The 23739-nt window shown below is 67.7% G+C and carries 25 protein-coding genes; 16 read left to right on the forward strand and 9 right to left on the reverse strand.

Features of this window, described 5'->3' with window-relative positions; genetic code table 11:
• The first annotated feature begins 12 nt into the window (after positions 1 to 12).
• On the forward strand, positions 13 to 765 hold the full coding sequence (locus BMY35_RS16470) for a glucose 1-dehydrogenase (protein WP_093200996.1): 753 nt from the start codon (positions 13 to 15) through the stop codon (positions 763 to 765).
• Positions 766 to 768: 3 nt separating this feature from the next.
• Here BMY35_RS16470 and BMY35_RS16475 read toward each other — a convergent pair whose 3' ends face one another.
• On the reverse strand, positions 769 to 1137 hold the full coding sequence (locus tag BMY35_RS16475) for an FKBP-type peptidyl-prolyl cis-trans isomerase (protein ID WP_176947602.1): 369 nt from the start codon (positions 1135 to 1137) through the stop codon (positions 769 to 771).
• A 179-nt stretch (positions 1138 to 1316) separates the two neighbouring features.
• Here BMY35_RS16475 and eat point away from each other — a divergent pair, with 179 nt between their 5' ends.
• From eat to BMY35_RS16500, 5 genes are all read left to right on the forward strand, one after another.
• The gene (gene eat, locus BMY35_RS16480) at positions 1317 to 2744 is read left to right on the forward strand and encodes an ethanolamine permease (protein ID WP_093201001.1); all 1428 of its coding nucleotides are present in this window, start codon (positions 1317 to 1319) and stop codon (positions 2742 to 2744) included.
• Positions 2745 to 2763: 19 nt separating this feature from the next.
• On the forward strand, positions 2764 to 4158 hold the full coding sequence (locus BMY35_RS16485; RefSeq protein WP_093201004.1) for an ethanolamine ammonia-lyase subunit EutB: 1395 nt from the start codon (positions 2764 to 2766) through the stop codon (positions 4156 to 4158).
• Positions 4155 to 4943 (forward strand): ethanolamine ammonia-lyase subunit EutC, encoded by a 789-nt coding sequence (gene eutC, locus BMY35_RS16490; protein ID WP_093201006.1) that lies wholly within the window; start codon positions 4155 to 4157, stop codon positions 4941 to 4943. Before BMY35_RS16485 ends, eutC begins: the two co-directional genes overlap by 4 nt.
• A gap of 115 nt (positions 4944 to 5058) precedes the next feature.
• Positions 5059 to 6327 carry an HAD family hydrolase gene (locus BMY35_RS16495; RefSeq protein WP_093201009.1) on the forward strand — a complete coding sequence of 423 codons (1269 nt, stop codon included), beginning with the start codon at positions 5059 to 5061 and terminating at the stop codon, positions 6325 to 6327.
• An 83-nt stretch (positions 6328 to 6410) separates the two neighbouring features.
• A complete protein-coding gene (locus BMY35_RS16500) occupies positions 6411 to 6992 on the forward strand; it encodes a peroxidase-related enzyme (RefSeq protein WP_093201011.1) in 582 nt (193 codons plus the stop codon).
• A 23-nt stretch (positions 6993 to 7015) separates the two neighbouring features.
• Here BMY35_RS16500 and BMY35_RS16505 read toward each other — a convergent pair whose 3' ends face one another.
• From BMY35_RS16505 to BMY35_RS16515, 3 genes are read right to left on the reverse strand one after another with little or no spacing between them, the layout of a single operon-like run.
• Positions 7016 to 8767 (reverse strand): phosphoethanolamine transferase, encoded by a 1752-nt coding sequence (locus BMY35_RS16505; RefSeq protein WP_093201014.1) that lies wholly within the window; start codon positions 8765 to 8767, stop codon positions 7016 to 7018.
• A 46-nt stretch (positions 8768 to 8813) separates the two neighbouring features.
• Entirely contained in the window at positions 8814 to 9407 is a 594-nt protein-coding gene (locus BMY35_RS16510; RefSeq protein ID WP_093201017.1) for a phosphatase PAP2 family protein, read from the reverse strand.
• Positions 9394 to 10098 (reverse strand): phosphatase PAP2 family protein, encoded by a 705-nt coding sequence (locus tag BMY35_RS16515; RefSeq protein ID WP_093201019.1) that lies wholly within the window; start codon positions 10096 to 10098, stop codon positions 9394 to 9396. The genes BMY35_RS16510 and BMY35_RS16515 overlap by 14 nt, the downstream gene beginning before the upstream one ends.
• 142 nt (positions 10099 to 10240) lie before the next feature.
• Here BMY35_RS16515 and BMY35_RS16520 point away from each other — a divergent pair, with 142 nt between their 5' ends.
• Together BMY35_RS16520 and BMY35_RS16525 are read left to right on the forward strand one after the other, a co-directional pair.
• On the forward strand, positions 10241 to 10915 hold the full coding sequence (locus tag BMY35_RS16520; protein WP_093201022.1) for a response regulator: 675 nt from the start codon (positions 10241 to 10243) through the stop codon (positions 10913 to 10915).
• Positions 10916 to 10925: 10 nt separating this feature from the next.
• Positions 10926 to 12278, forward strand: coding sequence for a sensor histidine kinase (locus tag BMY35_RS16525; RefSeq protein ID WP_093201024.1), 1353 nt, complete (start codon positions 10926 to 10928; stop codon positions 12276 to 12278).
• A 19-nt stretch (positions 12279 to 12297) separates the two neighbouring features.
• Here the strand turns inward: BMY35_RS16525 and BMY35_RS16530 are convergent, their stop codons facing one another.
• From BMY35_RS16530 to BMY35_RS16545, 4 genes are read right to left on the reverse strand one after another with little or no spacing between them, the layout of a single operon-like run.
• Positions 12298 to 12996 carry a M949_RS01915 family surface polysaccharide biosynthesis protein gene (locus BMY35_RS16530; protein ID WP_143080695.1) on the reverse strand — a complete coding sequence of 233 codons (699 nt, stop codon included), beginning with the start codon at positions 12994 to 12996 and terminating at the stop codon, positions 12298 to 12300.
• Between the two features lie 29 nt (positions 12997 to 13025).
• A complete protein-coding gene (locus BMY35_RS16535; RefSeq protein ID WP_093201030.1) occupies positions 13026 to 13448 on the reverse strand; it encodes an acyl-CoA thioesterase in 423 nt (140 codons plus the stop codon).
• Positions 13445 to 14335, reverse strand: coding sequence for a DMT family transporter (locus BMY35_RS16540; RefSeq protein ID WP_256228682.1), 891 nt, complete (start codon positions 14333 to 14335; stop codon positions 13445 to 13447). The genes BMY35_RS16535 and BMY35_RS16540 overlap by 4 nt, the downstream gene beginning before the upstream one ends.
• A gap of 20 nt (positions 14336 to 14355) precedes the next feature.
• A complete protein-coding gene (locus BMY35_RS16545; RefSeq protein ID WP_093201035.1) occupies positions 14356 to 15138 on the reverse strand; it encodes an SDR family oxidoreductase in 783 nt (260 codons plus the stop codon).
• Between the two features lie 164 nt (positions 15139 to 15302).
• Between BMY35_RS16545 and BMY35_RS16550 the strand changes: the two genes are divergently transcribed.
• Positions 15303 to 17000 carry an electron transfer flavoprotein-ubiquinone oxidoreductase gene (locus BMY35_RS16550; RefSeq protein WP_093201038.1) on the forward strand — a complete coding sequence of 566 codons (1698 nt, stop codon included), beginning with the start codon at positions 15303 to 15305 and terminating at the stop codon, positions 16998 to 17000.
• 166 nt (positions 17001 to 17166) lie between these two features.
• The gene (locus BMY35_RS16555; protein ID WP_093201040.1) at positions 17167 to 17652 is read left to right on the forward strand and encodes a tetratricopeptide repeat protein; all 486 of its coding nucleotides are present in this window, start codon (positions 17167 to 17169) and stop codon (positions 17650 to 17652) included.
• Between the two features lie 44 nt (positions 17653 to 17696).
• Here BMY35_RS16555 and BMY35_RS16560 read toward each other — a convergent pair whose 3' ends face one another.
• On the reverse strand, positions 17697 to 18233 hold the full coding sequence (locus tag BMY35_RS16560) for a DUF3455 domain-containing protein (protein ID WP_093201043.1): 537 nt from the start codon (positions 18231 to 18233) through the stop codon (positions 17697 to 17699).
• A gap of 117 nt (positions 18234 to 18350) precedes the next feature.
• Between BMY35_RS16560 and BMY35_RS16565 the strand changes: the two genes are divergently transcribed.
• The 6 genes from BMY35_RS16565 (at position 18351) to BMY35_RS16590 (ending at position 23738) form a co-directional block, all read left to right on the forward strand.
• Positions 18351 to 18956, forward strand: a complete 606-nt coding sequence (locus tag BMY35_RS16565; protein WP_093201045.1) for an RNA polymerase sigma factor — start codon at positions 18351 to 18353, stop codon at positions 18954 to 18956.
• Positions 18953 to 19711, forward strand: a complete 759-nt coding sequence (locus BMY35_RS16570) for an anti-sigma factor (RefSeq protein WP_093201048.1) — start codon at positions 18953 to 18955, stop codon at positions 19709 to 19711. Before BMY35_RS16565 ends, BMY35_RS16570 begins: the two co-directional genes overlap by 4 nt.
• Before the next feature lie 65 nt (positions 19712 to 19776).
• A complete protein-coding gene (gene denD / locus BMY35_RS16575; RefSeq protein WP_093201051.1) occupies positions 19777 to 20796 on the forward strand; it encodes a D-erythronate dehydrogenase in 1020 nt (339 codons plus the stop codon).
• A gap of 45 nt (positions 20797 to 20841) precedes the next feature.
• Positions 20842 to 21816: a TRAP transporter substrate-binding protein gene (locus BMY35_RS16580; protein ID WP_093201054.1), complete on the forward strand. Its 975-nt coding sequence runs from the start codon at positions 20842 to 20844 to the stop codon at positions 21814 to 21816.
• Between the two features lie 105 nt (positions 21817 to 21921).
• Positions 21922 to 22434: a TRAP transporter small permease gene (locus BMY35_RS16585; protein ID WP_093201056.1), complete on the forward strand. Its 513-nt coding sequence runs from the start codon at positions 21922 to 21924 to the stop codon at positions 22432 to 22434.
• An 11-nt stretch (positions 22435 to 22445) separates the two neighbouring features.
• Positions 22446 to 23738: a TRAP transporter large permease gene (locus BMY35_RS16590; RefSeq protein WP_093201059.1), complete on the forward strand. Its 1293-nt coding sequence runs from the start codon at positions 22446 to 22448 to the stop codon at positions 23736 to 23738.
• Position 23739 lies beyond the last annotated feature (1 nt).

Raw genomic sequence — 23739 nt, forward strand, 5'->3', positions numbered from 1 at the left:
AAGGAAGTAGTCATGACCCTCAAGCTCGACGACAAGATCGCCCTCGTCACCGGCGGCACCAGCGGCATCGGCCTGGCCACCGCTCAACGCTTCGCGGCCGAAGGCGCGCACGTGTTCATCACCGGCCGCCGCCAGGCCGAACTCGACGCGGCAGTGAAAGCCATCGGGCGCAACGTGACAGGCGTGCTCGGCGACGTGTCGAAGCTCGAAGACCTCGACCGGCTCTACGCCACCATCAAGCAGGAAAAAGGCCGCCTCGACGTGCTGTTCGCCAACGCGGGCGGCGGCAGCCTGCTGCCGCTGGGGCAGATTACCGAGGAGCACTTCGACAAGATCTTCGGCACCAATGTGCGCGGCCTGCTCTTCACGGTACAGAAGGCGCTGCCGCTGATGCCCAAGGGCTCATCGATTGTCCTCAACGCCTCGATCACCAGCATCAAGGGCAATCCGGCCTTCAGCGTCTACAGCGCCACCAAGGCGGCGGTGCGAAGCTTCGCGCGCAGCTGGACGGTGGACCTGAAGGACGCCGGCATCCGCGTGAACGCCGTGAGCCCCGGCGTGGTGCCGACCCCTGCCTACGACCTGCTGGGCCTCACGGCGGAACAGGTGCAGGGTTTCATCGAGGGACAGGCCCAGAACATCCCGCTCGGCCGGGTCGGCACGCCCGACGAAATCGCCAAGGCCGTGGTGTTCCTGGCCTCCGACGACAGCAGCTTCGTGAACGGCGTCGAGCTGTTCGTCGACGGCGGCATGGCGCAGATCTGACGATCAGCGCTTCGTGACCGAGATCAGCTCGACCTCGAAGTTCAGCGTGGCGTTCGGCGGAATCACGCCGCCCGCGCCGCGCGAACCGTAGGCAATCGACGGCGGGCAGGTCAGCTTGGCCTTGCCGCCCGGCTTCATCTTCTGCACGCCCTCGGTCCAGCACGGGATCACGCCATTGAGCGGGAACTCGGTGGGCTCGCCGCGCTTGTAGGAGCTGTCGAATTCCTTGCCGCTGTCGGGGAAGGTGCCGCGGTAGTGCACCTTGACCACGTCGGTGGCCGCGGGCGAGGCGCCGGTGCCTTCCTTGAGCGACTGGTAGATCAGGCCGCTGGACGTGGTCACGGGCGCGGACTGCGCGAACGCGGCGGGCATTGCAAGGACGGACACGAGAGCGGCACAGAAAAGAGACTTCACAGAACACCTCGAAGGTTGGGAGACCCCGATTATGGCCAGCGGTCCACGCCGCTCCCGCCATGCGCCGCCGGCCTTGTTGGAACGGCCCTTGCTTTGGCGAATGTGCACTGTCAACATTCACGAAGAGAGGAAGTCGAATGAACTCCACCACCGCTGCCGGCTCGGGCGCGTCGCCGGCCCATACCGGCACAGGCCATCTCAAGAAAGTGCTCGGCCCAGTCCAGCTCTGGGGCATCGCGGTGGGCCTCGTCATTTCGGGTGAGTACTTTGGTTGGAGCTACGGCTGGAACACGGCCGGCACGCTCGGCTTCCTGGTCGCCACGGTGCTGGTGGCCACGATGTACACCACTTTCATCTTCAGCTTTACCGAGCTCTCCACCGCCATACCGCACGCGGGTGGTCCTTTTGCCTACGCGCGACGCGCCTTCGGGCCCACCGGCGGCTTCGTCGCGGGCTTCGCGACGCTGATCGAATTCGTGTTCGCGCCGCCGGCCATCGCGCTGGCCATCGGCGCGTATCTCAACGTGCAGTTCCCGGGCATCAACCCGAAGTGGTTCGCGCTCGGCGCGTACGTGATCTTCATCGGGCTCAACTGGATCGGCGTGGGCATCGCCGCGGCCTTCGAACTCTTCGTGACGGTGCTGGCCATCGTCGAGCTGCTGGTGTTCATGGGCGTGGTCACGCCGGGCTGGACCATGGCGAACTTCGTGGCCAACGGCTGGGCCGGCGGCAGCGTGCTGAACGGCGCAGCGGTCGCGGGCATCTTCGCGTCGATTCCGTTCGCGATCTGGTTCTTCCTCGCGATCGAGGGCGCGGCCATGGCGGCCGAGGAGGCGCGCGATCCGCATCGCACCATTCCCATCGCCTACACCACGGGCATCGTCACGCTGGTGGTGCTGGCCTTCGGCGTGATGATCTTCGCGGGCGGCGTGGGCGACTGGCGAAAGCTCGCCAACATCAACGACCCGCTGCCGCAGGCCATGAAGGCGGTGGTGGGCGACAACAGCGGCTGGCTGCACATGCTGGTGTGGATCGGCCTCTTCGGGCTGATCGCCTCGTTCCACGGGATCATCATGGGCTACTCGCGGCAGATCTTCGCGCTGGCGCGCGCTGGCTACCTGCCGCGCTACTTCGCCGGCCTGAGCCCGCGCTTCGACACGCCGCACCGCGCGCTGCTGGCCGGCGGCGTGATCGGCGTCATCGCCATCTTCAGCGACGAGTGGGTGCAGTTCGGCGGCCAGACGCTCACCGCCAACATCGTGACCATGGCGGTGCTCGGCGCCATCGTGATGTACCTGATCTCGATGGCGGCGCTCTTCAAGCTGCGCCGCAGCGAGCCCGACCTGCTGCGCACATACCGCGCGCCCTTCTACCCCGTGTTCCCCGCCATCGCGCTCGGCCTCGGCGTGGTGTGCCTGGGTGCGATGGTGTGGTTCAACGGCATGCTCACGCTGCTTTTCATCGTGCTGATGGCCGCCGCCTACGGCTACTTCCTGCTGACATCGGGGCAGCGCAGTGCCGCGGCGCCCGACGAGATGCTGTCTTCCAAAACCACCGGCGCCTGACACCGGATCCCGCAGAAAGATGCTCTACCGCACCACCATCGCCGGCCAGGTCTTCGCCTTCGAGGACCTGCGACAGGTCATGGCCTTCGCGAGCCCGGCCCGTTCGGGCGACTACCTCGCGGGCATCGGCGCGGCCACCGCGCAGCAGCGCATGGCCGCGCGGCACGTGCTGGCCGAAACGCCGCTCAAGCAGTTCCTCGCCGAAGCGCTGATTCCCTACGAGAGCGACAACGTCACCCGCCTCATCATCGACAGCCATGACGCGCAGGCCTTCGCGCTGGTGTCGCATCTCACGGTCGGCGACTTCCGCAACTGGCTTCTGTCCGGGGCTGCCACCACCGCGACGCTGGGCGCGCTCGCACCGGGCCTCACGCCGGAGATGGTCGCGGCCGTTTCCAAGCTCATGCGCAACCAGGACCTGGTGTCGGTCGCGAAGAAGTGCAGCGTGGTCACGCGCTTTCGCGACACCATCGGCCTGCCCGGTCATCTCTCGGTACGCCTGCAACCCAACCACCCGACCGACGACCTGCGCGGCGTGGCGGCCTCCACGCTCGACGGCCTGCTCTACGGCGCGGGCGACGCGGTGATCGGCCTCAACCCGGCCTCCGACAGCATGCCCGTGCTCGGCCGGCTGCTGCACATGCTCGACGAGGTCATCCAGCGCTTCGAGATCCCCACGCAGAGCTGCGTGCTCACGCACGTGACCAACACACTCAAGCTCGCGGAAGCCGGCGCGCCGGTGGACCTGGTGTTCCAGTCGATCGCGGGCACGGAGAAGGCGAACCTCTCCTTCGGCGTGACGCCCGAGCTGCTCGACGAGGCCTACGCGGCCGCGCTGTCGCTCAAGCGCGGCACCGTGGGCGACAACGTCATGTACTTCGAGACCGGCCAGGGCAGCGCGCTGTCGGCCAACGCCAACTTCGGCGTCGACCAGCAGACCTGCGAGGCGCGCGCCTATGCACTGGCGCGACGCTACAAGCCCTTCCTGATCAACACCGTCGTCGGCTTCATCGGGCCGGAGTACCTGTACGACGGCAAGCAGATCATCCGAGCCGGGCTCGAGGACCACTTCTGCGGCAAGCTGCTGGGCCTGCCCATCGGCTGCGACGTCTGCTACACCAACCACGCCGAGGCCGACCAGGACGACATGGACACGCTGCTCGTGCTGCTTGGCACGGCGGGCATCAACTTCATCATGGGCATTCCCGGGGCGGACGACGTGATGCTCAACTACCAGAGCACCTCCTTCCACGACGCGCTGTTCCTGCGCGAAACACTGGGCCTGAAGCGCGCGCCCGAGTTCGAGGCATGGCTGCAGCGCATGCAGATCACCGACGCGGCCGGCCGGCTGGCGCCGCCATCTTCCAACCGGCTGCTGGCCGACATGAGCGGGCTCTCCGCGCTCGCGCCATGAGCGACGAATCGCCCGTCACCCCCAACCCGTGGGCTCAATGGCGCTCGGCCACGCCCGCCCGGCTGGCGCTGGGCCGCGCCGGCTCGGGCATGCCCACCGACGAGACACTGCGCTTCGGCTGGGCGCACGCGATGGCGCGCGACGCGATCCATGCCGCGCTCGACGTGGACGCGCTCGAGGCGGCGCTCGCCGCGCAGCACTGGGAAGTGGCCCGCGCGCGCAGCCGTGCCGCGGACCGCACCGAATACCTGCGCCGGCCCGACCTCGGCCGCCAGCTCGACGAGGACTACGCCACCCGTCTGCTCGGCGAGCGGCGCTACGGCTGCGACGTCTGCGTGGTGATCGGCGACGGGCTCTCCTCGCTGGCCGTCGCCCGCCACGCGGTGCCCCTGCTGGCGGCGCTGCGCTCGCACCTGCCGCCCGACATCCGCTTCGCCCCGGTGGTCGTCGCCACGCAGGCGCGCGTGGCGCTGGCCGACGAAGTGGGCGAGCTGTTCGGCGCGGCGTTGTCGGTCATGCTGATCGGCGAGCGCCCGGGCCTGAGCTCGCCCGACAGCCTCGGCATCTACCTGACCCACACGCCCAAGCGCGGCCGGCACGACGCCGAGCGCAACTGCATCTCGAACGTGCGCCCCGAGGGCCTGCCCTACGAGGCGGCCGCGTTCAAGCTGGCATGGCTGATGCGAGAGTCCCTGCGCAGGGGGCTGACGGGCGTCGGGCTCAAGGACGAGAGCGACCTCGCGGTGCTCGACGAGCCGGGCCGGACTCCTTCCATCTCGCGCTGAACGCCGTCGGCAACGCCGGAACTGTCACGAGCGCTTCGTACGCTCGCCGATCTCTTTCGCTCGACTTTCCGTATGACTTTTCGCACACCGCATTCACTCAAAAAGGAAAAACGCAATGCAACGTCGCCTCGTCCTCCTCACGCCGCTGGCCGCGGCACTCGCGGCAACCGGCTGCGCCAGCCTGTCGGCCGCGAAGGGCCCGGTTCTCGCGCCCGGCAACTGGGACGCCTTCAACCGCTCGCAGATCGAGGGCCTGATCGCCGGCCTCGGCAAGGGCAGCCCGGGCTACGACGCCGCGAAGCCGCCGTACGTGGTGTTCGACTGGGACAACACCAGCGTCTTCCTCGACATCGAGGAAGCCGCGCTCATCTACCAGCTGGAGAACCTGGTCTTCGGCGCCACGCCCGCGCAACTCGAAGTGGCGTTGCGCCGGAACATCCCGAAGAAGGACTTCCTGCCCGCTTACAACAACGCGGCCGGCCAGCCGGTGAACATCGACGCCGTGGTGCCCGACATCGTCGCGAGCTACACGTGGCTCTACCAGAACTACAAGGGCCTGAAGGGCGACCAGTCGCTGGCCGTGGTGGCGATGAGCCCGCACTACGGTGCATTCACCACCAAGGTGCGCTACCTCTACGAGGCCATCGGCGACACCTTCGACCATGACACGGCCTACCCGTGGGTCACCTACCTCTTCGCCGGCATGACCGAGGCGCAGGTGCGCAAGCTCACCGCCGACACCGTGGCCTGGCAGCTGAAGGAGCCCGTGACCAAGGTCAAGTGGACTTCGCCCGCCGCCCTGCCGGGACGCGCCGGCGTGGTCTCGGTGAACTGGAAGAACGGTCTTCGCCTGCAGCCCGAGATGCAGCAGCTCTACGCCGCCTTCCGCAACGCGGGCTTCGACGTGTGGGTGTGCTCGGCCTCCTTCGTCGACGTGATCAAGGAGATCTCGTCGAACCCGGCCTTCGGCTACAACAACCCGCCCGAGCGCGTGCTCGCTATGGAGCTGGAACGCGACGCCAAGGGCGTGATCCAGCCCGAGTTCCGCCGCGGCTACGACCAGACGCAGGGCCCGGGCAAGACGAAGAACATCCGGCGCTTCCTGGTCAGCAAGTACGGCTACGGTCCGAGCTTCGTGGCCGGCGACAGCGAAGGCGACCAGAACATGATGGCCGACTTCGCCGATACGAAGAAGGTGCTGATCGTCAACCGCCTGCGCGATCCGAAGACCGACATCGGAAAGTTCTCCGCGCTGGCGGTGCAGAACTACGGCAAGGTCGACACGCGCTACCTGCTGCAGGGGCGCGACGACAACACCGGCTCGTGGGTGAGCTCGCAGTTGCACACGCCGCTGGGCGCCACCCAGGGCAAGGCGCTGAAGTAAGCGAGGAAAGGAAGCGGTTGCGCGGTCTCCCGCGCGGCTTGCCTATGATGGCCCCGTCAAGGCAAACCACAACGGAGACAGACATGGCTGCAGACCGCTATCCCCTCGCCGAGCTGAAAGACCTGCCCGAGGACATCCGCACCGCGATCCTCGCCGTGCAGGAAAAGGCCGGCTTCGTGCCCAACGTGTTCCTCGGCCTCGCGCGCCGCCCCGCCGAGTGGCGCGCCTTCTTCGCGTACCACGACGCGCTCATGCTCAAGGAAGAAGGCTCGCTCACCAAGGGCGACCGCGAGATGATCGTCACCACCACCAGCGCCGCCAACCAGTGCCTCTACTGCGTGGTGGCGCACGGCGCGCTGCTGCGCATCTACGAGAAGAAGCCGCTGGTGGCCGACCAGGTGGCGGTGAACTATCGCAAGGCCGACATCACGCCGCGCCAGCGCGCGATGCTCGACTTCGCGATGAAGGTCTGCCTGCGCTCGCACGAGATCGACGACAGCGACTTCCCGCCGCTGCACGCCCACGGCTTCGACGACGAGGACATCTGGGACATCGCCGCCATCACCGCCTTCTTCGGGCTGAGCAACCGGCTGGCCAGCTTCAGCGGCATGCGGCCGAACGACGAGTTCTTCCTCATGGGGCGCGTGCCCCGCGAGAAGAAGTAGGCAGGCAGCGCCGCCTGCCTGTCTCAGCCCTTCGCCCGGCAGGACGCGAGGGCGTCCAGGGCAGGCTTGTAGGTCGGCGTGCTCACGTCCATCACGCCGAGCACCGTGTGATAGAGGTTGTCGTGCGTGAGCGGCGCGTCGAGCCCCGCCTCCATGCACGAACGCGAGAGCTTGCGGCGCTCGCTCATGCCTTCGCTGAACCAGGTGACCATGGGCACGTGCTTCTGCGCGTCGGGCGCGAAGCTGTACGGCACGCCGTGCAGGAACAGGCCGTATTCGCCCAGCGACTCGCCATGGTCGCTCACGTACAGCAGCGCAGGGTCGTACTGCTTCGACTGGGTCTTCAGCCAGTCGATGGTCTGGCCGAGGAAACGGTCGGTCTGCGCGATCGAGTTGTCGTACACGTTCATCAGCTCGGCATGGGCGCAGTCGGCCAGCGCATTGGTCTTGCACTCTGGCAGGAAGCGCTTCACGTCGGGCGCCGAGCGCTTGTAGTACGCGGGGCCGTGGCTGCCCATCTGGTGCATCACCAGCACCACGCCCTTGGCGCGGCGCTCGGCCGGCAGCGCGGCGATGCGCTCGTCCAGGCCCTTGAGCATGACGTCGTCGAGGCACTCGTCGCCGTCGCACAGTGCCTTCTTGGTGGCGGCGTCGAGGCCGTCGAAGGCGGAGGCGTTCGGGATGCGCTCGCAGACGCCCTTGCAGCCGGCCTGGTTGTCGAGCCAGAACACGGCAAGGCCGGCAGCCTGCAGCACGTCGACCAGGGTTTCGTAATCGTCCTTGCGCGACTCGTAGCCTTCCTTGCCCAGCGGCGAGAACATGCACGGCACCGAAGCCAGGGTGTTGGTGCCGCAGGAGCGCACCTCGCGGTAGCTCAGCACGCCGCGCCTGGCCAGTTCGGGCGTGGTGTCGCGTGCGTAGCCGTTGAGCGCGAAGTGGTCGGCCCGCGCCGTCTCGCCCACCACCACCACGAAGAGCGGCGGCTTGGCCTGCGAGGCGTAGCTCGCGCCAAGCGTCGTACCGGCGGTGATGGAGATCAGCTTGCCGCTGTGCTTGAACAGCGGCCTGATGAACACGGCCCCCGTCGAGTAGAGGGCGGCGATCGGGTTCATCATGTAGCGCAGGTGGACGTTGTTGCGCATCAGCGGTGCCAGCTCGCGGTTCATGGACACGATGGTGCCCACCGCCACGACCAACGCCAGCAACAGCAGGCCCACGTTGCGCAGCAGCTTGGGCAGGAAGCGCATCGGCATCACGCGCACCCGCCACAGCAGCAAGGCCGCGGGCAGCACGACCACCGCGATGTTGAAGGCCATGCGCCAGCTCATCAGGTCGCGCGCCTCGTTCGGATCGGTCTGCAGCACGTTGGCGATCATGGTGGGGTCCATCACCACGCGGTACTCGAGCATGTAGTGCTGGACCGAGGCCGCCACCACCACCACCAGGAACCACAGCGGTTTCATCCAGCGCGACCAGGCGGTGAACGACAACATGGCGGCCGAGCCGCACAGCGTGAGCAGGCTCATGGACAGGACGGAGGACATGTAGCTGCTGGGCGCGCCGCCGATGCGGGCCAGCTCGTTCCACAACGGCCAGTTGGTGGTCAGCACCAGATAGAGGCTGAGCCAGAGCACGACCATGGCGGCCGAGCGCGGCCGCTGCAACCAGAGGTCGAGCCGCGTCCACGGAGCGCCGGAAGGCGGCAACTGTGGCGTTTTTGACTCGGAAAAACCCTCCCGCTCCAAAGGTGCAGGCTCAATTCGCGAAACAGACATCGGGCGAATGTAACGAGCCCGCCTGAAGCGAGGCTGAATTGGCCCTTCAGTCTGTGTTCAAACTCGCCCTGCGCAGCCGCAGCCTCGCCGAACGCCGCCGCGCAACCATCGCGCCGGACGCCGCCTGGCCCAGCGGACGGCTGATTCCGCGCTCCACCAGGATCGCCACCAGCGCCCCCAGCATGGTGGCCGCCACGATGTCGGACGGGAAATGCAGACCAAGGTATACGCGGCTCCAGGCCACCAGGGCTGCCACCACCAGCGCCGCCAGCATGGGCACGCGCGAAGGCAGGCACCAGAGCGCGAAGGCCGCGGCGAAGGTGCCGGCCGCATGCATGCTCGGGAAACCCGGCCGCACGCCCTGCGGCACCCACTGGATGCCAAGGCCGTAGAACGCGGGCCGGGGGATCGGCGCCAGCGTACGGATAAGGTTCACTACCAGCCATGCGGCCAGAACGCTCAGAAGCACCGTGAAGAGCGCGTAGCGCCAGCGCCGGCTGAACAGCGCGCAGACGCCGATGGACAGGGTCAGCAGGGCCGGCAGCAGGTCGGAGCAGAACTCGGCGAAGCCCAAGCTCCACGGCGGCACCGTGGGCCCCGCGTTGATCATTCCAAAGAGCGCGAAATCAAGACCCTGCATGTGCGGGCACCGCCGGCCTCGATGAGTGCGAGCCGAAGCGCGAGACGGCCACCTCGACGGCGAAGCCCACCGTCCAGCAGACCCAGGCGGTCCACAGGGTGTGGCTCATGTAGTGCGCGCCGCGCAGCTGCTGCGCCACGCCGAGCACCAGCCCGGCCGCCACGGCCGTCCACAGCCAGATTGCCGCGGCGCGGGACGATACCCGCCGCAGGACGAAGTACCCGCCCACGTAGGCGAAAGCCGCGGAAGCATGGCCGGCCGGGAAGCAGCCGCCCGGACCGCCGTCGCCGATGCCCCACGACCAGTGGGATACGTAGCGCGCCACGCCGCCGAACTCCTGCAGGTCCCAGGGGCAGCTGGTGTGGCTCGCGTGCTTGAGGATGCTGACCGCGATCACCGATCCCAGCACGGTCAGGGCCAGCTGCACGCGGGCGCCCGTGTCGAGCCGGCGCAGCAGGCCGAAGGGCCAGCGGATCGCCGCGAAGAGCAGGATCACCAGCGCCCAGCTGAGGTTTCGCGCGCCCTCATGCATGACGTGGACCATGAAGGGGTTGTCCCGCAGGGGAAAGCCGAGATGGGAGCCCGCCATGCGCGCCAGCAGCAGGTCGGCGCCTGTCGCGTCCCACGCCATCAATGCAATCAGTGCAGCGAGGGTGAAGACCCCCAGACGGAGATTGGGAAAGCGTGTCATGAACGAAGGCAGGACTGGAAACCAGCCGCGAGCCTACGTTTGCGGAATGAACCGAGCCTGAAGCAAGATGAACCGAACCTGACTGAAAGGCCCGGTGCAACTCGGTGGCGCTAGACTTCGATTTTTCCTGGAAGGACATGGCGTGCGCATATTGCTGGTCGAAGATGACACTGCATTGGCAGATGCCGTCTGCAGCTACCTTCTGGCCAAGGCCTTCGTGGTCGACGTGGCCCCGAGCCTCGCCGACGCGCGCGGCGCCCTGCTCTCGGTGCAGTACGCGGCAGTACTGCTCGACCTGCACCTGGGCGACGGCGACGGCCTCTCGCTGCTGCCGCAGGTTCGCGCCCTGCCCGAGCGCCCCATCGTCATCGTGCTGACCGCGCGCGACCAGGTCACCGACCGCATCCGCGGCCTGGACGCCGGCGCCGACGACTACCTCATCAAGCCCTACGACCCGGCCGAACTGCTGGCGCGCCTGCGCGCCGTCGAGCGCCGTCGCAGCGCGAGCAGCTCGCCGGTGCTGCAACTCGGCACTCTGGAGATCGACCTGGCGCACGACATGGTGCGCAGGAACGGCTTGCCGATCACCCTCACGCAGAAGGAATGGGCGCTGCTGCGCGTGATGGCCACCCGGCCCGAGCGCATCCACACGCGCGAGAACCTCGCCGACGCGCTGTACGGCTTCGGCGACGAGGCCGACAGCAACACGCTCGAGGTCTTCATCAGCCGCCTGCGGCGCAAGCTCGGCCGCAGCCACATCCAGACGCTGCGCGGCCTCGGCTACCGGCTGTCGTTCTCCACGGACGACGACGAATGAGGCCCGCCCGTTGAACGCCAGCAGCTTCGCGGCCGGCCGCGATTCGCTCGCCGGACGCCTGACCCGCACGCTGATCGTGTGGGTCGGCGGGGTATGGCTGCTGTGCGTGTTCGCCGTGGTCTGGTACGTGGACCGCGAGATCAACCACAACTTCGACAACGAACTGGTGGAGGTCTCGCACCGCATGTTCGCGATGGCCGTGCAGGAGCTCGAGAAGCTGCAGCACCCGGGCGAGGAGCCGCCGCGCCAGCCGCTGATCGCGCCCAAGCAGCTCTTCTCGGAAGACGCCGTCATCTACCAGATCGTCGACCTGCACGAGCACGTGCTGCTGCGCTCCGCCGAAGCGCCGCCCGACACCTTCGACGTGCCACTGGCCGCCGGTTTCGCGAACAACCCGACCTGGCGCATCTACACCGTGCGCCACCCGACGCTGGGCCTGTTCTTCCAGGTGGCCGACCCGCTCGACGAGCGCCGGCGCGCGCTCAACCGCACGCTCTTCGGCCTGATCATTCCGCTCGGCGCGGTGCTGCCGCTGCTCGCGCTGGTACTGCGCAACGTGGCGCGTACAGAACTGCGGGTGCTGCAGCAGCTGGCCGGCGAGATCGAGAAACGCAGCGGCGCGGACCTCAGCCCTATCACCCTGCCGGGGCTGCCGAAGGAGCTGCGCATCGTCGGCGACCACGTCAACAGGCTGCTCGACCGGCTGTCCCATTCGCTCGACGTGGAGCGTGCCCTCGCGGCCAATGCCGCGCACGAGCTTCGCACGCCGCTCGCCGCCGTCCGGCTGCGGCTGCAGACCGCGCTCGAGCACGACCTGCGGCGCAACGACGTGCAGGCCGCGCTGGACGCGCTGCGCACCCTGAGCCACCGCACCGAGAAGCTGTTGCAGCTGTCGCGCGCTGAATCGGGCGCCTCGCTCACGCGGATGCAGGTCGACCTGGTACAGCTCGCCGGCACCGTGGCGCAGGACTTCTGGCAAGACCCGCAGAACATCGAGCGCCTTGCGCTCAAGGTGCCCGACAGCAATGCGCCGCTGGCGCTGGGCGACGTCGATGCGCTCGCGATCGCGCTGCGCAACCTGGTGGAGAACGCGCTGCGCTACGGCGGCGGTCGCGTCGTCATCGAGGTGATGGAACCCTGCACGCTGGCCGTGCGCGACTCCGGCGCCGGCGTCACCCCCGAGCAGCTCACCACGCTGCGCGAACGCCACGTGCGCCACAGCTCCGACCGCGCCGGCTACGGCCTGGGCATCTCGATCGTGGGCACCATCGTCGAGAAGCACGGCGCGAAGCTCGAGCTGTCGTCGCCGCCGGCGGGTGCGGCGCAGGGCTTCGAGGCGCGCATCGTGCTGCAGCGGGCCTGAACGAGCCGCGCCGGCAGCGTCAGCGGCCGGCGGTTTCCCTCTTCGGCACGAAGCCGTAGGAATTGTCGAAACCGAACTGCCCGGCTGCGTACATCGCCGCCATCTTCTTCACCAGGTGCTGCTGCACCGGCTTCGGCAGCGCGAAGTAGCCGTCATTGCCGACGGTCTTGCGATCGCCGTCCAGATGGCCGGTGACGGCATGTATCGTCGCCTTCCTGCCCTGGTGGAACACGATGATCTTGATGCGCCCCACGAAGTCGTCGTTGTCGATGCGATCGGCACCGTCGGGGTCGAAGAAGCGGTAGACGAGAACCGGGTCGACCAGCCCGTCACCGTCGATGTCCGAAAGCTCGATGAGCTTCGATCGGAAATTGACACCGGCCTCGTCCTTGCCGGCGAAATCGCGGATCGACCACTCCCGCGTCAGCGAGGCCTTGTCTCCGCCCACCTTGTAGAGCGAGGCCTGTATGGCCGAGGAGAGCTGCTCCCCGGGAAATGGCCGGTCCTGCTTCTCGCCGAGCAGCAGGACGTGGCTGCCCGACTTGTCGGTATAGCAATAGCGCTTGAACACGGGGAGCTCGAACCCGGCCTGGCCGAGCGGCCCGGCGCGCAGGTATGGCTCGTCGACGGCGCACTCGGTCTTGCCGGGCCTGGCCTGGGCGTGGACACCGGTGCAGAACAGCGCCAGGAGCGCGAGCGCCACGAACTTCCGCTTCACCGGTGCCTGCAGCCCGCTCACTCGCCCGTTCACTCGCTCACCAGCGCGCGCAGCCAGTCCGGCAAGGTCAGCGCCTTCTGCTTCGGAAAGTCGACCCAGATCGTTGTCGCGCCGCCGGCCGCGCAGATCACGTCGGGCTCCGCCTCGCGGGCCATGGTGGCCCAGCTCTCGAAGGTGGTGCGGCCCGGGTCGCTCACGTACATCTTGAGCAGCACGTTGCCCGGGTACTCGATCTGCCGGTAGAAGTTGCAGAAGGCGTTGACGATCACCATGCCCTCGCCGTTCGGCTGCGGCTCGAAGCCGATGGAGTGCATCCAGTCGATGCGCGCGGTTTCGAGGTAGCGGAAGTAGGTGCCGTTGTTCAGGTGGCCCATGGCGTCCATGTCGCCCCAGCGGATGGGAATGGACGTCTCGTACACCAGCTTCTTCTTTTCGGGGATTTCGATTCTCATCGGTGCGCCTTGATGGATGCGAGGATGCCCAGCACGAACAACGCCGCCGCGGCCCACTCGGTGGCCTGCGGCCAGCGGCCGTCCCAGACGAAGGAATAGAAGAGCGCGAACAGCGTCTCGCTGACGATCAGCTGCCCGCAGAGGCTGGCCGACAGCCGCTGGCTCGCGATGTTCCAGAGAATGGTCGCGAGCCACGAGGAGCCGAAGCCGCTGGCCAGCGCGATCCAGACGAAGAGCATGCCGTCGGGCTGCACCCGGAGCGTGGCCACGTCGCTGCCCGCGACGGCCCACAGCAGCAAGGCGCCGAGGCCGGTCGCAACGCCGAGCCAGTTGGCCCAGTCGGTCGCGTTGAGGCCGGGGTGACGCTGCAGCCAGGCGGCGTTGAGCAGACCGTACACGGTCCAGCTCACCATCGAGGCCACCGCCAGCGCGATGCCCCAACCGAAGCGGGCGCCGGTCTCGCCCCCGGCACCGTGCTGCGCCGACCATGCGCCGTAGATCATCAGCGCGATGCCCGCGCCCGTGAGCAGCAGCCCCGGCAGCAGAGCGCTCATGCGCAGGCCCGCCGGGCGGCCCAGCAGCATCATCCAGACGGGGATCGTGCCGATGATGAGGCTCGGCACCTCGGTGCCCGCTGCCTGGATGCCGAAGGCCAGCAGCAGGTAGTAGCCGGTGAAGCCCAGCACGCTGAGCCCCAGCGCCGCGAGCGCCTGCCGCCCGTCAGGCCAGCGCACGGCGGCCGGCCGCCCGAACACCGCCAGCGCCGAGACGGCGCCGAACACGGCGAAGCGCGCGGCAGTGATGTCCACCATGCCGAAGTGGCCCACCATGCGCGGCGCCACGAAGGTCAGCCCCCAGAGCGCACCCGCGGCCAAACCGGCCGCGATGCCGACCCACGCCCGCGGGCTCAGAGCGCGAACCCGTCGTCGGCCGCGATGACGGCGCCGTTCACGAAGTGGCTCTGGCCGCTGGCCAGCAGCACGATCAACCCGTCGAGGTCTTCCGGCTTGCCCACGCGCTTGCGCGGCAGCATGTTGACCAGCTTGGCGCCGCCCTCGGTGCTCCAGTGCTCCTCGTTGAGCTCGGTCGTGATGTAGCCCGGGCACAGCGCGTTCACGTTGATGCCGAAGCGACCCCACTCGAGCGCCATGGCCTTGGTCATCTGCACCACCGCGATCTTGCTCATGCAGTAGGTGCCGATCTGCGGCATGACCTTGAGCGCCGCGGCCGAGGCGATGTTGATGATGCGCCCGCCGATGTAGGTGCCCGGCGCCGTACCCCTGGCGCGCGCCAGCATGCGCTTGCCGACCTCCTGCGCCACGAAGAAGGAGCCCTTCACGTTGGTGTCGAAGATGTAGTCGTAGTCGTCGGGCGTCACGTCCTGCAGGCGCTGGGTGGTGCTCACGCCCGAGTTGTTGACCAGGATGTCGATGGGCCCTACCTCGGTCTCGGCGCGTGCCACTGCAGCCTTGATGCTGTCGACATCGGTCACGTCGAGCTCGACCACATGGGCGTCGTGGCCCTCGCCTTCGATGCGCGCGCGCAGCTCCTTGAGCTTCTCGACGCGGCGGCTCGCGAGCACCACGGCCGCGCCGGCACGCGCCAGCGTTTTCGCGAACTGGGCGCCGAGCCCGCTGGAGGCCCCGGTGACGAAGGCCACGCGGCCGGAGAGATCGATGCTGTAAGCCATGGACTGGATCCTGTGGAGTCGCGCAGGTGACGCGGGAAACCCCGCCCGCGAGCGGTAGGGAGCATGCCTGGACGCGACAGGGAGCATGCCCGGACGCCGCATAAAATGCCCCGCAATCCCGGGAAGCCCCCGCGCCCCGAAAAATCATTATCGATCCAACCCACATGACGCACGACGAAATCCTCGCCCAGTTCGGCCCTCGCGAAGCCATGGAATACGACGTGGTCGTGGTCGGCGGCGGCCCCGCCGGCCTGTCGACCGCGATCCGGCTCAAGCAGCTCGCCGCGCAGCACGAGAAGGAGATTTCGGTCGTGGTGCTCGAGAAGGGCTCCGAGCCCGGCGCGCACATCCTCTCGGGCGCCATCATGGATCCGCGCGCGCTCAACGAGCTGCTGCCCGACTGGAAGGAACTCGGCGCCCCGCTGAACCAGCCGGTCACCGACGACGCGATGGTGTTCCTGGGCGAGAAGTCGGGCCTGCGCACCCCCAACCTCTTCCTGCCGGCCTGCTTCCAGAACCACGGCAACTACATCATCAGCCTGGGCGCCTTCACCAAGTGGCTGGCGCAGCAGGCAGAGAACCTGGGAGTGGAAATCTTCCCGGGCTTCCCGGCCGCCGAGGTGCTCTACAACGAAGACGGCTCGGTGCGCGGCGTGGCCACCGGCAACATGGGCGTCGGCAAGGACGGCGAGCCCACCGAGAACTTCCAGCTCGGCATGGAGCTGCTGGGCAAGTACACCGTGTTCGCAGAAGGCGCGCGCGGCCACCTGGGCCGCCAGCTCATCGCGAAGTACAAGCTCGACGCCGGCAAGGACCCGCAGACCTACGGCCTCGGCGTGAAGGAAGTCTGGGAAATCGACCCCAAGCGCCACCAGCCCGGCTTCGTGCTGCACACCGCCGGCTGGCCGATGAAGAGCGACACCTACGGCGGCGCCTTCCTCTATCACATGGAGGACAACAAGGTCACCATGGGCTTCATCACGGGCCTGGACTACAGCAACCCCTACCTGAGCCCCTTCGAGGAAATGCAGCGCTGGAAGCTGCATCCCAACATCCGCTGGTACCTCGAAGGCGACGAGTCCAAGGGAATCAAGCCCGCCAAGCGCATCGGCTACGGCGCGCGCGCCATCACGGCCGGCGGCCTGATGTCGCTGCCCAAGACGGTGTTCCCGGGCGGCGCGCTGGTCGGCTGCGAGGCCGGCTACCTCAACGTGAGCCGCATCAAGGGCAGCCATGCCGCCATCAAGACCGGCATGCTGTGCGCCGAGGCCGCCTTCGACGCGGTCGTGGCCGGCCGCCAGCACGACGAACTCACGGCCTACCCGGCCGCCTTCGAGAAGAGCTGGCTGCACACCGAGCTGAACAAGGCCCGCAACTTCAAGGCCTGGTTCAAGAAGGGCCTGGGCATCGCGACCTTCATGAACGGCGTCGAGCAGTGGCTGCTCAAGGGCCACATTCCATGGACGCTGCGCCGCACCAAGGCCGACCACCTGTACCTGAAGCCCGCTGCGGAGTGCAAGCCCATCGTCTACCCCAAGCCCGACGGCAAGCTCACCTTCGACCGCCTCTCCAGCGTGTTCATCAGCAACACCAACCATGAAGAGCAGCAGCCGGCCCACCTGACGCTCAAGGACGCGACGGTGCCGGTGAACGTCAACCTCACGAAGTTCGCAGGCCCCGAGAGCCGCTACTGCCCCGCCGGCGTGTACGAGTTCGTAGGCACCGAGGACGGCAAGCAGCGCCTGCAGATCAACGCGCAGAACTGCGTGCACTGCAAGACCTGCGACATCAAGGACCCGACGCAGAACATCGTGTGGGTCACGCCCGAAGGCGGCGGCGGGCCGAACTACGTGGGGATGTAAGGCGCCGCGCCTGCATGGAAATGGAAAGCCCTCTTCGGAGGGCTTTTTTCTTTTCGCGCCGATGCGTCCGTTTCGAAACCGGTGGCGTAAGTGGGTTCAGGACGGCGATGCAAGTCCAAGTCGCCGTCCGCCAACCCATTCAACTTCTCGAAGAGGATCTTTCGCCATGAACACCCTGCTCCATCGCATCGCCATCGCCGCCGCTCTGACCGTCGCCGTCGGTCACGCACTCGCCGCGGACCCGGCGCCCGCCCCCGCGCCGGCCGCCAAGGCCGCACCCGCCAACAAGCTCGCTGCCGCTCGCGCGCTGATCGCCGAAAGCAAGTGGACCGCGGCCATCAGCGAGCTCGAGCGCGTCAACGACACCGGCAACGCCGACTGGAACAACCTGATGGGCTACACCCTGCGCAAGTCCGGCGCGGGCAAGTGGAGCGCCTCGGAGAAGTACTACGACGCGGCGTTGAAGATCGATCCGAAGCACGTCGGCGCACTCGAATACTCGGGCGAGCTGTACATCTCGATGGGCGACCTGCCCAAGGCCGAACAACGCCTGGCCGCGCTGGGACAGGTCTGCAACATGGCCTGCCCCGAATACAAGGACCTGAAGGCCTCGGTCGAGAGCTTCAAGGCCAGCGGCGGCAAGAAGAGCTGAGCATGAAGCGGGCCGGCCGGCCCGCTTCATGGGGCAACCGGAGACTACCTGGCAACCAGGAAGACGTAGTCCGCGCTGTAGTCCTGCCTGATGCGCTTGCCGGCGTCGGCCTGCACCTCGCACCCCTTCGCCGGCGCATTGCCGCCGATGGTGTTGATGCGCTGAACGCCGGTGACCTCGGCCAGCCTGCCGGGACCACCCGCGGACCTGGCGGACAGCAGCAGCCAGGGGATGTCGGCTTCGCGTTGCCCGTTGGCACGGGCCTTCACGGTGCCGATCGTCTTGCTGCCGTCGAGCGCGGTCCAGTGGGGGCCGGCGCCGTGCGTGCCGGCCTTCACTCCGCCGGGGCCGAAGAGCTCCGCTTCAGGCGCGACGAACTGCCAGGCCAGCGCGCCCTTGTCGCCCGCTCGGCATTCGTAGATCTGCACGCCCGTCGCGTGCCAGGTGAAGGCGGCGCGCTCGCCGACTGGGGCTTTGATGGCGGCCGGCAGTTCGGCGGTCGGCGTTGCACAGGCGGCGAGCAATGCGGCGCCCAGCAAGGCAGCCGCCGAGGGAAGGATTCGCGTGGAGATCGATGTCATGGTGTTTTCCGGTTCTGGAAGAAAAGATGGAAAGAGAAGCGAACGGATGCGGGCCGGAGCTCCCGGCCCTTCCCCAGAAACGACACCCGCGCGAAAACGGATGCAATACTCGAGCGCATGAATAGAAATATTCTGATGAGCCTGCAGGAGCTGATCGCCGGCGCGGCCCGTGGCGACCATGCCTGCTTTGCCCAGGTCTACGAACGCACGCACATGCATCTGTTCGGCGTGGCGGTTCGTATGTTGGGCAACGAACAGGCGGCCGAGGACGTGCTGCAAGAGGCCTATGTGAGCATCTGGAAGAACGCGGGCGGCTACCGCTCCAGCGTCGACGGGCAGGAGATCCAGCCGATCACCTGGCTGATCGCGATCGTGCGCAACAAGGCGCTGGATGCGCTGCGCGCCCGCACGCGGCGCCATGCCCACGAGCAGCCGCAGGCCGTAGATGCGGATGCGGACGACGAAGCCGACACCACGGCCGACCCCGCCCCCGGCGCCGCGCAGCTCTTCGACCAGGCCATGCACGCGCTGCGCATCGAAGGCTGCATGTCGGCGCTCGACGGCAGCTTCCGCCAGAGCCTCGCGCTGGCCTACTACCAGGGCATGTCGCACACCGAGGTCGCAGCGCAACTGAATGCGCCGCTCGGCACAGTCAAGGCATGGATACGGCGCGGCCTCGACAAGCTGCGCGCCTGCCTCGACGCGCAGGGGGTGGTGCCATGAGATACACCGACCCTCGCCTGCTCGACGCGCTGGCTTCGTCCTATGCGCTGGGCACGCTGGCCGGCGGCGCGCGCCGGCGCTTCGAGCGGCTGATGCGCGACCGCGCCGACGTGCGCGACGTGGTGGCGCACTGGGAGCAGCGGCTCGGGCAGCTTGCCCTGTCGGTGCCGCAGCGCAAGCCTTCGCCCGACCTGTGGCGCGCGATCGCGGCGCGCACTCAACCCGTCAGCACATCGGAACGAGCCCCGGCGAAGGCACGCGCCTCGCGCTGGACCAGCTGGCTGCGGCCCGCGGGCTTCGGCGTCGGCGGACTGGCCGCGGGCGTGATCGCCGCGAGCGCCCTGTTCCTCGCGGTGCCCGGCATCTTCATCACCAGCGACCAGCTCGCGATGCGCTCCGGCGAGCGCCTGCCGCAGAGCTATGTGGGCGTGCTCACCGACACCGAGGGCCGGGGCCGGCTGCTGGTGAGTTCGCTGCGCTACGGCCGCACGGTCACGCTGAAGGTGCTGGGCGGGGCGGCGCTGCCCGTCTCGGGCGAGGAGCGGCTCGTGCTGTGGGCCTTGCCCGCCGACGCGGCGCCGTTCGCCATCGGCACGGTACCGACGAGCGGCGCCGGCACGCTGGCGCTGCCAGACACATCCGAGAAGCTCCTGTCGAAGGTCTCGCGCCTGATCGTGACGCGCGAACGCAATGCATCGCCCGCCGCGCCCAGCGCCGACGTGGTGCTTAGCGGGGCCTGCGCCAAGCTCTGGTGAGCTTCGTCTCGTGAGCCGATCCGGTGAGCCTCGCTTATTCTTGCGGCTCACAGGAGACAAGACCCATGCAGATCGTCATCACCGGCGGCGCCGGTTTTCTGGGCGCGCGACTCGCGCGCACGCTGCTGAAGCAAGGCAGCCTTTCCCTGGCTGGCGAGCCGGCCCGTTCCATCGAACGCATCACGCTGGTCGACCGCGCGGCCCCGCCGGCGGACCTCTCGGCCGACGCGCGCATCGCAGCCATCACCGGCGACCTCAACGCGCAGCTCGCGGCCGAAGCGGATGCCGCGCCCTGGCGCGAAGCCGACGCCATCTTCCACCTGGCCGCGGCGGTGAGCGGCGAATGCGAGGCCGACTTCGACCTCGGCATGCGCAGCAACTTCGCGGCCACGCACGCGCTGCTCGAACGGGTGCGCGCGCTCGGAACCAGGCCCGTGCTGGTGTTCGCGAGCTCGCTCGCGGTGTTCGGCGACTCGCTAGAGCAGCCGCTGCCGAAGGTGATCGAGGACCGCACGCTGCCCACGCCGCAAACCAGCTACGGCATCCAGAAATTCATTGGTGAACAACTGGTGGCCGATTTCACGCGCAAGGGCTTCGTGCGCGGACGCAGCGTGCGGCTCATGACGGTGAGCGTGCGCCCGGGCAAGCCCAACGGCGCCGCCTCGGGCTTCTTCAGCGGAATGATCCGCGAGCCGCTGGCGGGGCTGCGCGCGGCCTGCCCGGTGCCGGACGAGACGCCTGTCGCCATTGCGTCACCGGCGCGCACCATCGAGGGCATCATCCGCGCCGCCGAGGCGAGCGACGCGCAATGGGGCCCGCGCACCGCGCTCAACCTGCCCTCGCTGGCCACCACGGTCGGCGAGATGGCCGCGGCCCTCGAACGCGTGGCCGGCAAGGCGGCCACCGCCCTGCTCGACCGCACGCCCGACCCGGCGATCATGCGTATCGTGAAGACCTGGCCCGGCCGCATCGAGACCGCGCGCGCGAAGGCGCTGGGTCTCTCGGCGGACGAGAGCTTCGAGGCGGTCATCCGCGAGTACGTCCGTGAAAATCCCGACGCGGTGAAGCTCTCCGGTGTTGCATAGTCGCGTGCGCCTGACGCGCACCTGACTTCAACCCCCGGAGACATCATGAAACTCGGCCACATCGCCGCCGCCTGCCTTTCGCTCGCCCTGGGCACTTCCGCCTTCGCCCAGGCCCCAACCGTTCTCAAGATCGGCTACGCGACTTCCAAGGAGTCGCACTACGGCGTGGGCTCCACGGTGTTCTGCGAAGAGATCGAGAAGGGCACGCAAGGCCGCTACAAGTGCCAGCACTTCGCCAACTCGGCGCTGGGCGGCGAGCGCGAGCAGATCGAGGCCATCCAGCTCGGCACGCAGGACCTCGTCAACACCTCGACCGGCCCGGTGGGCAACTTCGTGCCCGAGGTGAAGATCGTCGACATCCCCTTCCTGTTCCGCGACTACGACCACGCACGCAAGGTGATGGACGGCCCGATCGGCCAGGACATCCTGACCAAGTTCCCGAGCAAGGGCATCATCGCGCTGGCCTGGACGGAGAACGGCTTCCGCCACATGACGAACAGCAAGCGCGACATCGTCAAGCCCACCGACGCGGCCGGCCTGAAGATGCGTACCATGGAAAACAAGGTGCACATGGACGGCTACCGCACCTTCGGCATCCTGCCCACGCCCATGGCCTTCCCCGAGCTGTTCGGCGCGCTGCAGCAAGGCACCGTCGACGGACAGGAGAACCCGATTCCCGTGATCCTGGCCTCGAAGTTCTCGCAGGTGCAGAAGCACCTCTCGCTCACGGGCCACGTGTACTCGCCGGCGCTGCTGCTGCTGTCGCCGAAGGTGTGGAACAAGCTGTCGGACGCCGACAAGAAGGTGTTCACCGAAGCCGCGAAGAAGGCCGCCATCGCCCAGCGCAAGAAGGTCAACGACGACGAGAACAACGGCATCGCCCAGCTCGAGAAGGACGGCATGAAGGTCACGCGCACCGTCGACGGCGCGGCCTTCCGCGAGGCGCTGAAGCCGGCGTACGTTAGCTACGCCAAGGAATTCGGCGCGGACAACATCAAGAAGATCACGGACGTCAAGTAAGCCGCGAGCTGGTTACGGCCGGCTTTCCGGCAACGCGCCCGGTACGCACGCGTGCGCCGGGCGCTTCGTTTTTCTTCTTCGACAAAACACAGAGAACAACTCAAAGTGCAAGCCTTCGAGCGCTACTTTCTCGCCGCCAACCGCTGGGCGCTGATTCTTCTGCTGGCCGCCATGTCGGTCATCATCTTCACCAACGTCGTGCTGCGCTACACCACCAGCCAGTCGCTCGAATGGGCCGAGGAGGTGTCGCGCCACATGATGATCTGGCTCACCTTCCTGGGCGCCGGGCCGGTGCTGCGCTACGGCGGGCACATCGCGGTCGAGAACCTGCAGGACGCGCTGCCCCGCCCCGCCGCCGTGGCGCTGCGCATCGTGGTGGCCGGGCTGCTCTTCGCCTTCTTCGGCTTCATGGTCTGGTACGGCTGGCTGTACATGCAGCGCACGATGTTCCAGCTCACGGCCGTCACGCAGATTCCCTTCGCCTACATCTACAGCGCCATGCTGTTCGGCGGCGTGCTGCTGGTCGTGCACTGGCTGCTGGTAGTGCGCGGCTACGTGATGAACCGCGAGTTCGCGTCCGACGCGCACTTCGACGCCAACGCCAGCGCGTCGCTGTAAGGAGAACGGCCATGGATGCAAGCCTCGTTCTCATCGTTTCCGCCTGCGTGTTCCTGGCCATCGGCGTGCCGGTGGCCTTCGCGCTGGGCCTTTCCACCGTCACCACGCTGATCCTGGCGGAGAACTACCCGCTGATGGTGCTGCTGAAGGAAACCTTCACCGGCATCGACAGCTTTCCGCTGATGGCCGTGCCCTTCTTCATCCTGGCGGCCGAGCTCATGAGCGGCGGCTCGCTCACCGAGGTGCTGCTTCGCTTCGCGGGCCAGTTCGTGGGCCACCGGCGCGGCGGGCTGGGCTACACCAACGTGGTGTCGCTGACCTTCTTCTCGGGCATCTCGGGCTCGGCGCTGGCCGACGCGGCGGGTCCTGGGTCGATGCTCATCAAGATGATGGACAAGGCCGGCTACGACCGCTCCTACGCGGCGGCGCTCACGGCCTCGACCGCGATCGTGGGGCCGATCATTCCGCCCTCGATCATCATGATCATCTACGCGCTGCAGGACGAGACGGTCTCGGTCGGCACGCTGTTCGCCGCGGGCATCCTGCCGGGCATCCTGATCGCGGTGGCGATGTGCCTGGTGAACTTCCACGTCTCGAAGAAGCGCAACTACAAGGGCGACGGCCAGACGCCGCCGCTGCACGAGATCCTGGTGACGACGTGGAAGGCGATTCCCGCGATCCTGCTGCCGGTGGTCATTCTCGGCGGCATGCGCGCGGGCTGGTTCACGCCCACCGAGGCATCGGTGGTGGCGGTGTTCTACGCGCTGGTGTGCGGCAAGTTCATCTACCGCACGCTCGAATGGAAGGCGCTGCCGGACATTCTTTCGCGCTCCGCCCTGCTGTCGGCCTCGGTGCTGATCATCATCGGCCTGTCGGCCTCGTTCGCGTGGATTCTCACGATCGAGGGCATTCCGCAGCAGATGGCCGAATGGCTGATCGGCATGAACCTCTCGCCGTGGATGTTCCTGATCATCGTCAACGTGTTCCTGCTGCTGTTCGGCATCTTCATCGAGCCGCTGCCGGGCGTGATGGTGCTGGCGCCGATCCTCGCGCCGGTGGCCGTGAAGCTGGGCGTCGATCCGGTGCACTTCGCGATGATCGTGATCTTCAACCTCACGCTGGGCATGATCACGCCGCCGGTGGGCGGGCTGCTGTTCGTGACCTGCAACGTGTCGAAGGTGCCGATGACTGCGCTGGTGAAGGAGCTGGTGCCGTTCCTGTGGGCGCACGGCGCGGTGCTGCTGATCCTGACCTTCGTGCCGGCGCTGAGCACCTGGCTGCCGCACACGCTCGGGTTCAAGTAGC

It is taken from the genome of Variovorax sp. YR750, from assembly GCF_900109805.1.
In the GTDB taxonomy this organism is placed as follows: Bacteria; Pseudomonadota; Gammaproteobacteria; order Burkholderiales; family Burkholderiaceae_C; genus Variovorax; species Variovorax gossypii.

Coding starts and splice junctions, on each gene's coding strand:
- BMY35_RS16590 (WP_093201059.1), top strand. CDS start 22,446: ATGGATGCAAGCCTCGTTCTCATCGTTTCCGCCTGCGTGTTCCTGGCC.
- BMY35_RS16500 (WP_093201011.1), top strand. CDS start 6,411: ATGGCTGCAGACCGCTATCCCCTCGCCGAGCTGAAAGACCTGCCCGAG.
- BMY35_RS16470 (WP_093200996.1), top strand. CDS start 13: ATGACCCTCAAGCTCGACGACAAGATCGCCCTCGTCACCGGCGGCACC.
- BMY35_RS16515 (WP_093201019.1), bottom strand. CDS start 10,098: ATGACACGCTTTCCCAATCTCCGTCTGGGGGTCTTCACCCTCGCTGCA.
- denD (WP_093201051.1), top strand. CDS start 19,777: ATGCAGATCGTCATCACCGGCGGCGCCGGTTTTCTGGGCGCGCGACTC.
- BMY35_RS16545 (WP_093201035.1), bottom strand. CDS start 15,138: ATGGCTTACAGCATCGATCTCTCCGGCCGCGTGGCCTTCGTCACCGGG.
- BMY35_RS16565 (WP_093201045.1), top strand. CDS start 18,351: ATGAATAGAAATATTCTGATGAGCCTGCAGGAGCTGATCGCCGGCGCG.
- BMY35_RS16535 (WP_093201030.1), bottom strand. CDS start 13,448: ATGAGAATCGAAATCCCCGAAAAGAAGAAGCTGGTGTACGAGACGTCC.
- eutC (WP_093201006.1), top strand. CDS start 4,155: ATGAGCGACGAATCGCCCGTCACCCCCAACCCGTGGGCTCAATGGCGC.
- BMY35_RS16550 (WP_093201038.1), top strand. CDS start 15,303: ATGACGCACGACGAAATCCTCGCCCAGTTCGGCCCTCGCGAAGCCATG.
- BMY35_RS16495 (WP_093201009.1), top strand. CDS start 5,059: ATGCAACGTCGCCTCGTCCTCCTCACGCCGCTGGCCGCGGCACTCGCG.
- BMY35_RS16475 (WP_176947602.1), bottom strand. CDS start 1,137: ATGCCCGCCGCGTTCGCGCAGTCCGCGCCCGTGACCACGTCCAGCGGC.
- eat (WP_093201001.1), top strand. CDS start 1,317: ATGAACTCCACCACCGCTGCCGGCTCGGGCGCGTCGCCGGCCCATACC.
- BMY35_RS16505 (WP_093201014.1), bottom strand. CDS start 8,767: ATGTCTGTTTCGCGAATTGAGCCTGCACCTTTGGAGCGGGAGGGTTTT.
- BMY35_RS16510 (WP_093201017.1), bottom strand. CDS start 9,407: ATGCAGGGTCTTGATTTCGCGCTCTTTGGAATGATCAACGCGGGGCCC.
- BMY35_RS16560 (WP_093201043.1), bottom strand. CDS start 18,233: ATGACATCGATCTCCACGCGAATCCTTCCCTCGGCGGCTGCCTTGCTG.
- BMY35_RS16570 (WP_093201048.1), top strand. CDS start 18,953: ATGAGATACACCGACCCTCGCCTGCTCGACGCGCTGGCTTCGTCCTAT.
- BMY35_RS16555 (WP_093201040.1), top strand. CDS start 17,167: ATGAACACCCTGCTCCATCGCATCGCCATCGCCGCCGCTCTGACCGTC.
- BMY35_RS16485 (WP_093201004.1), top strand. CDS start 2,764: ATGCTCTACCGCACCACCATCGCCGGCCAGGTCTTCGCCTTCGAGGAC.
- BMY35_RS16580 (WP_093201054.1), top strand. CDS start 20,842: ATGAAACTCGGCCACATCGCCGCCGCCTGCCTTTCGCTCGCCCTGGGC.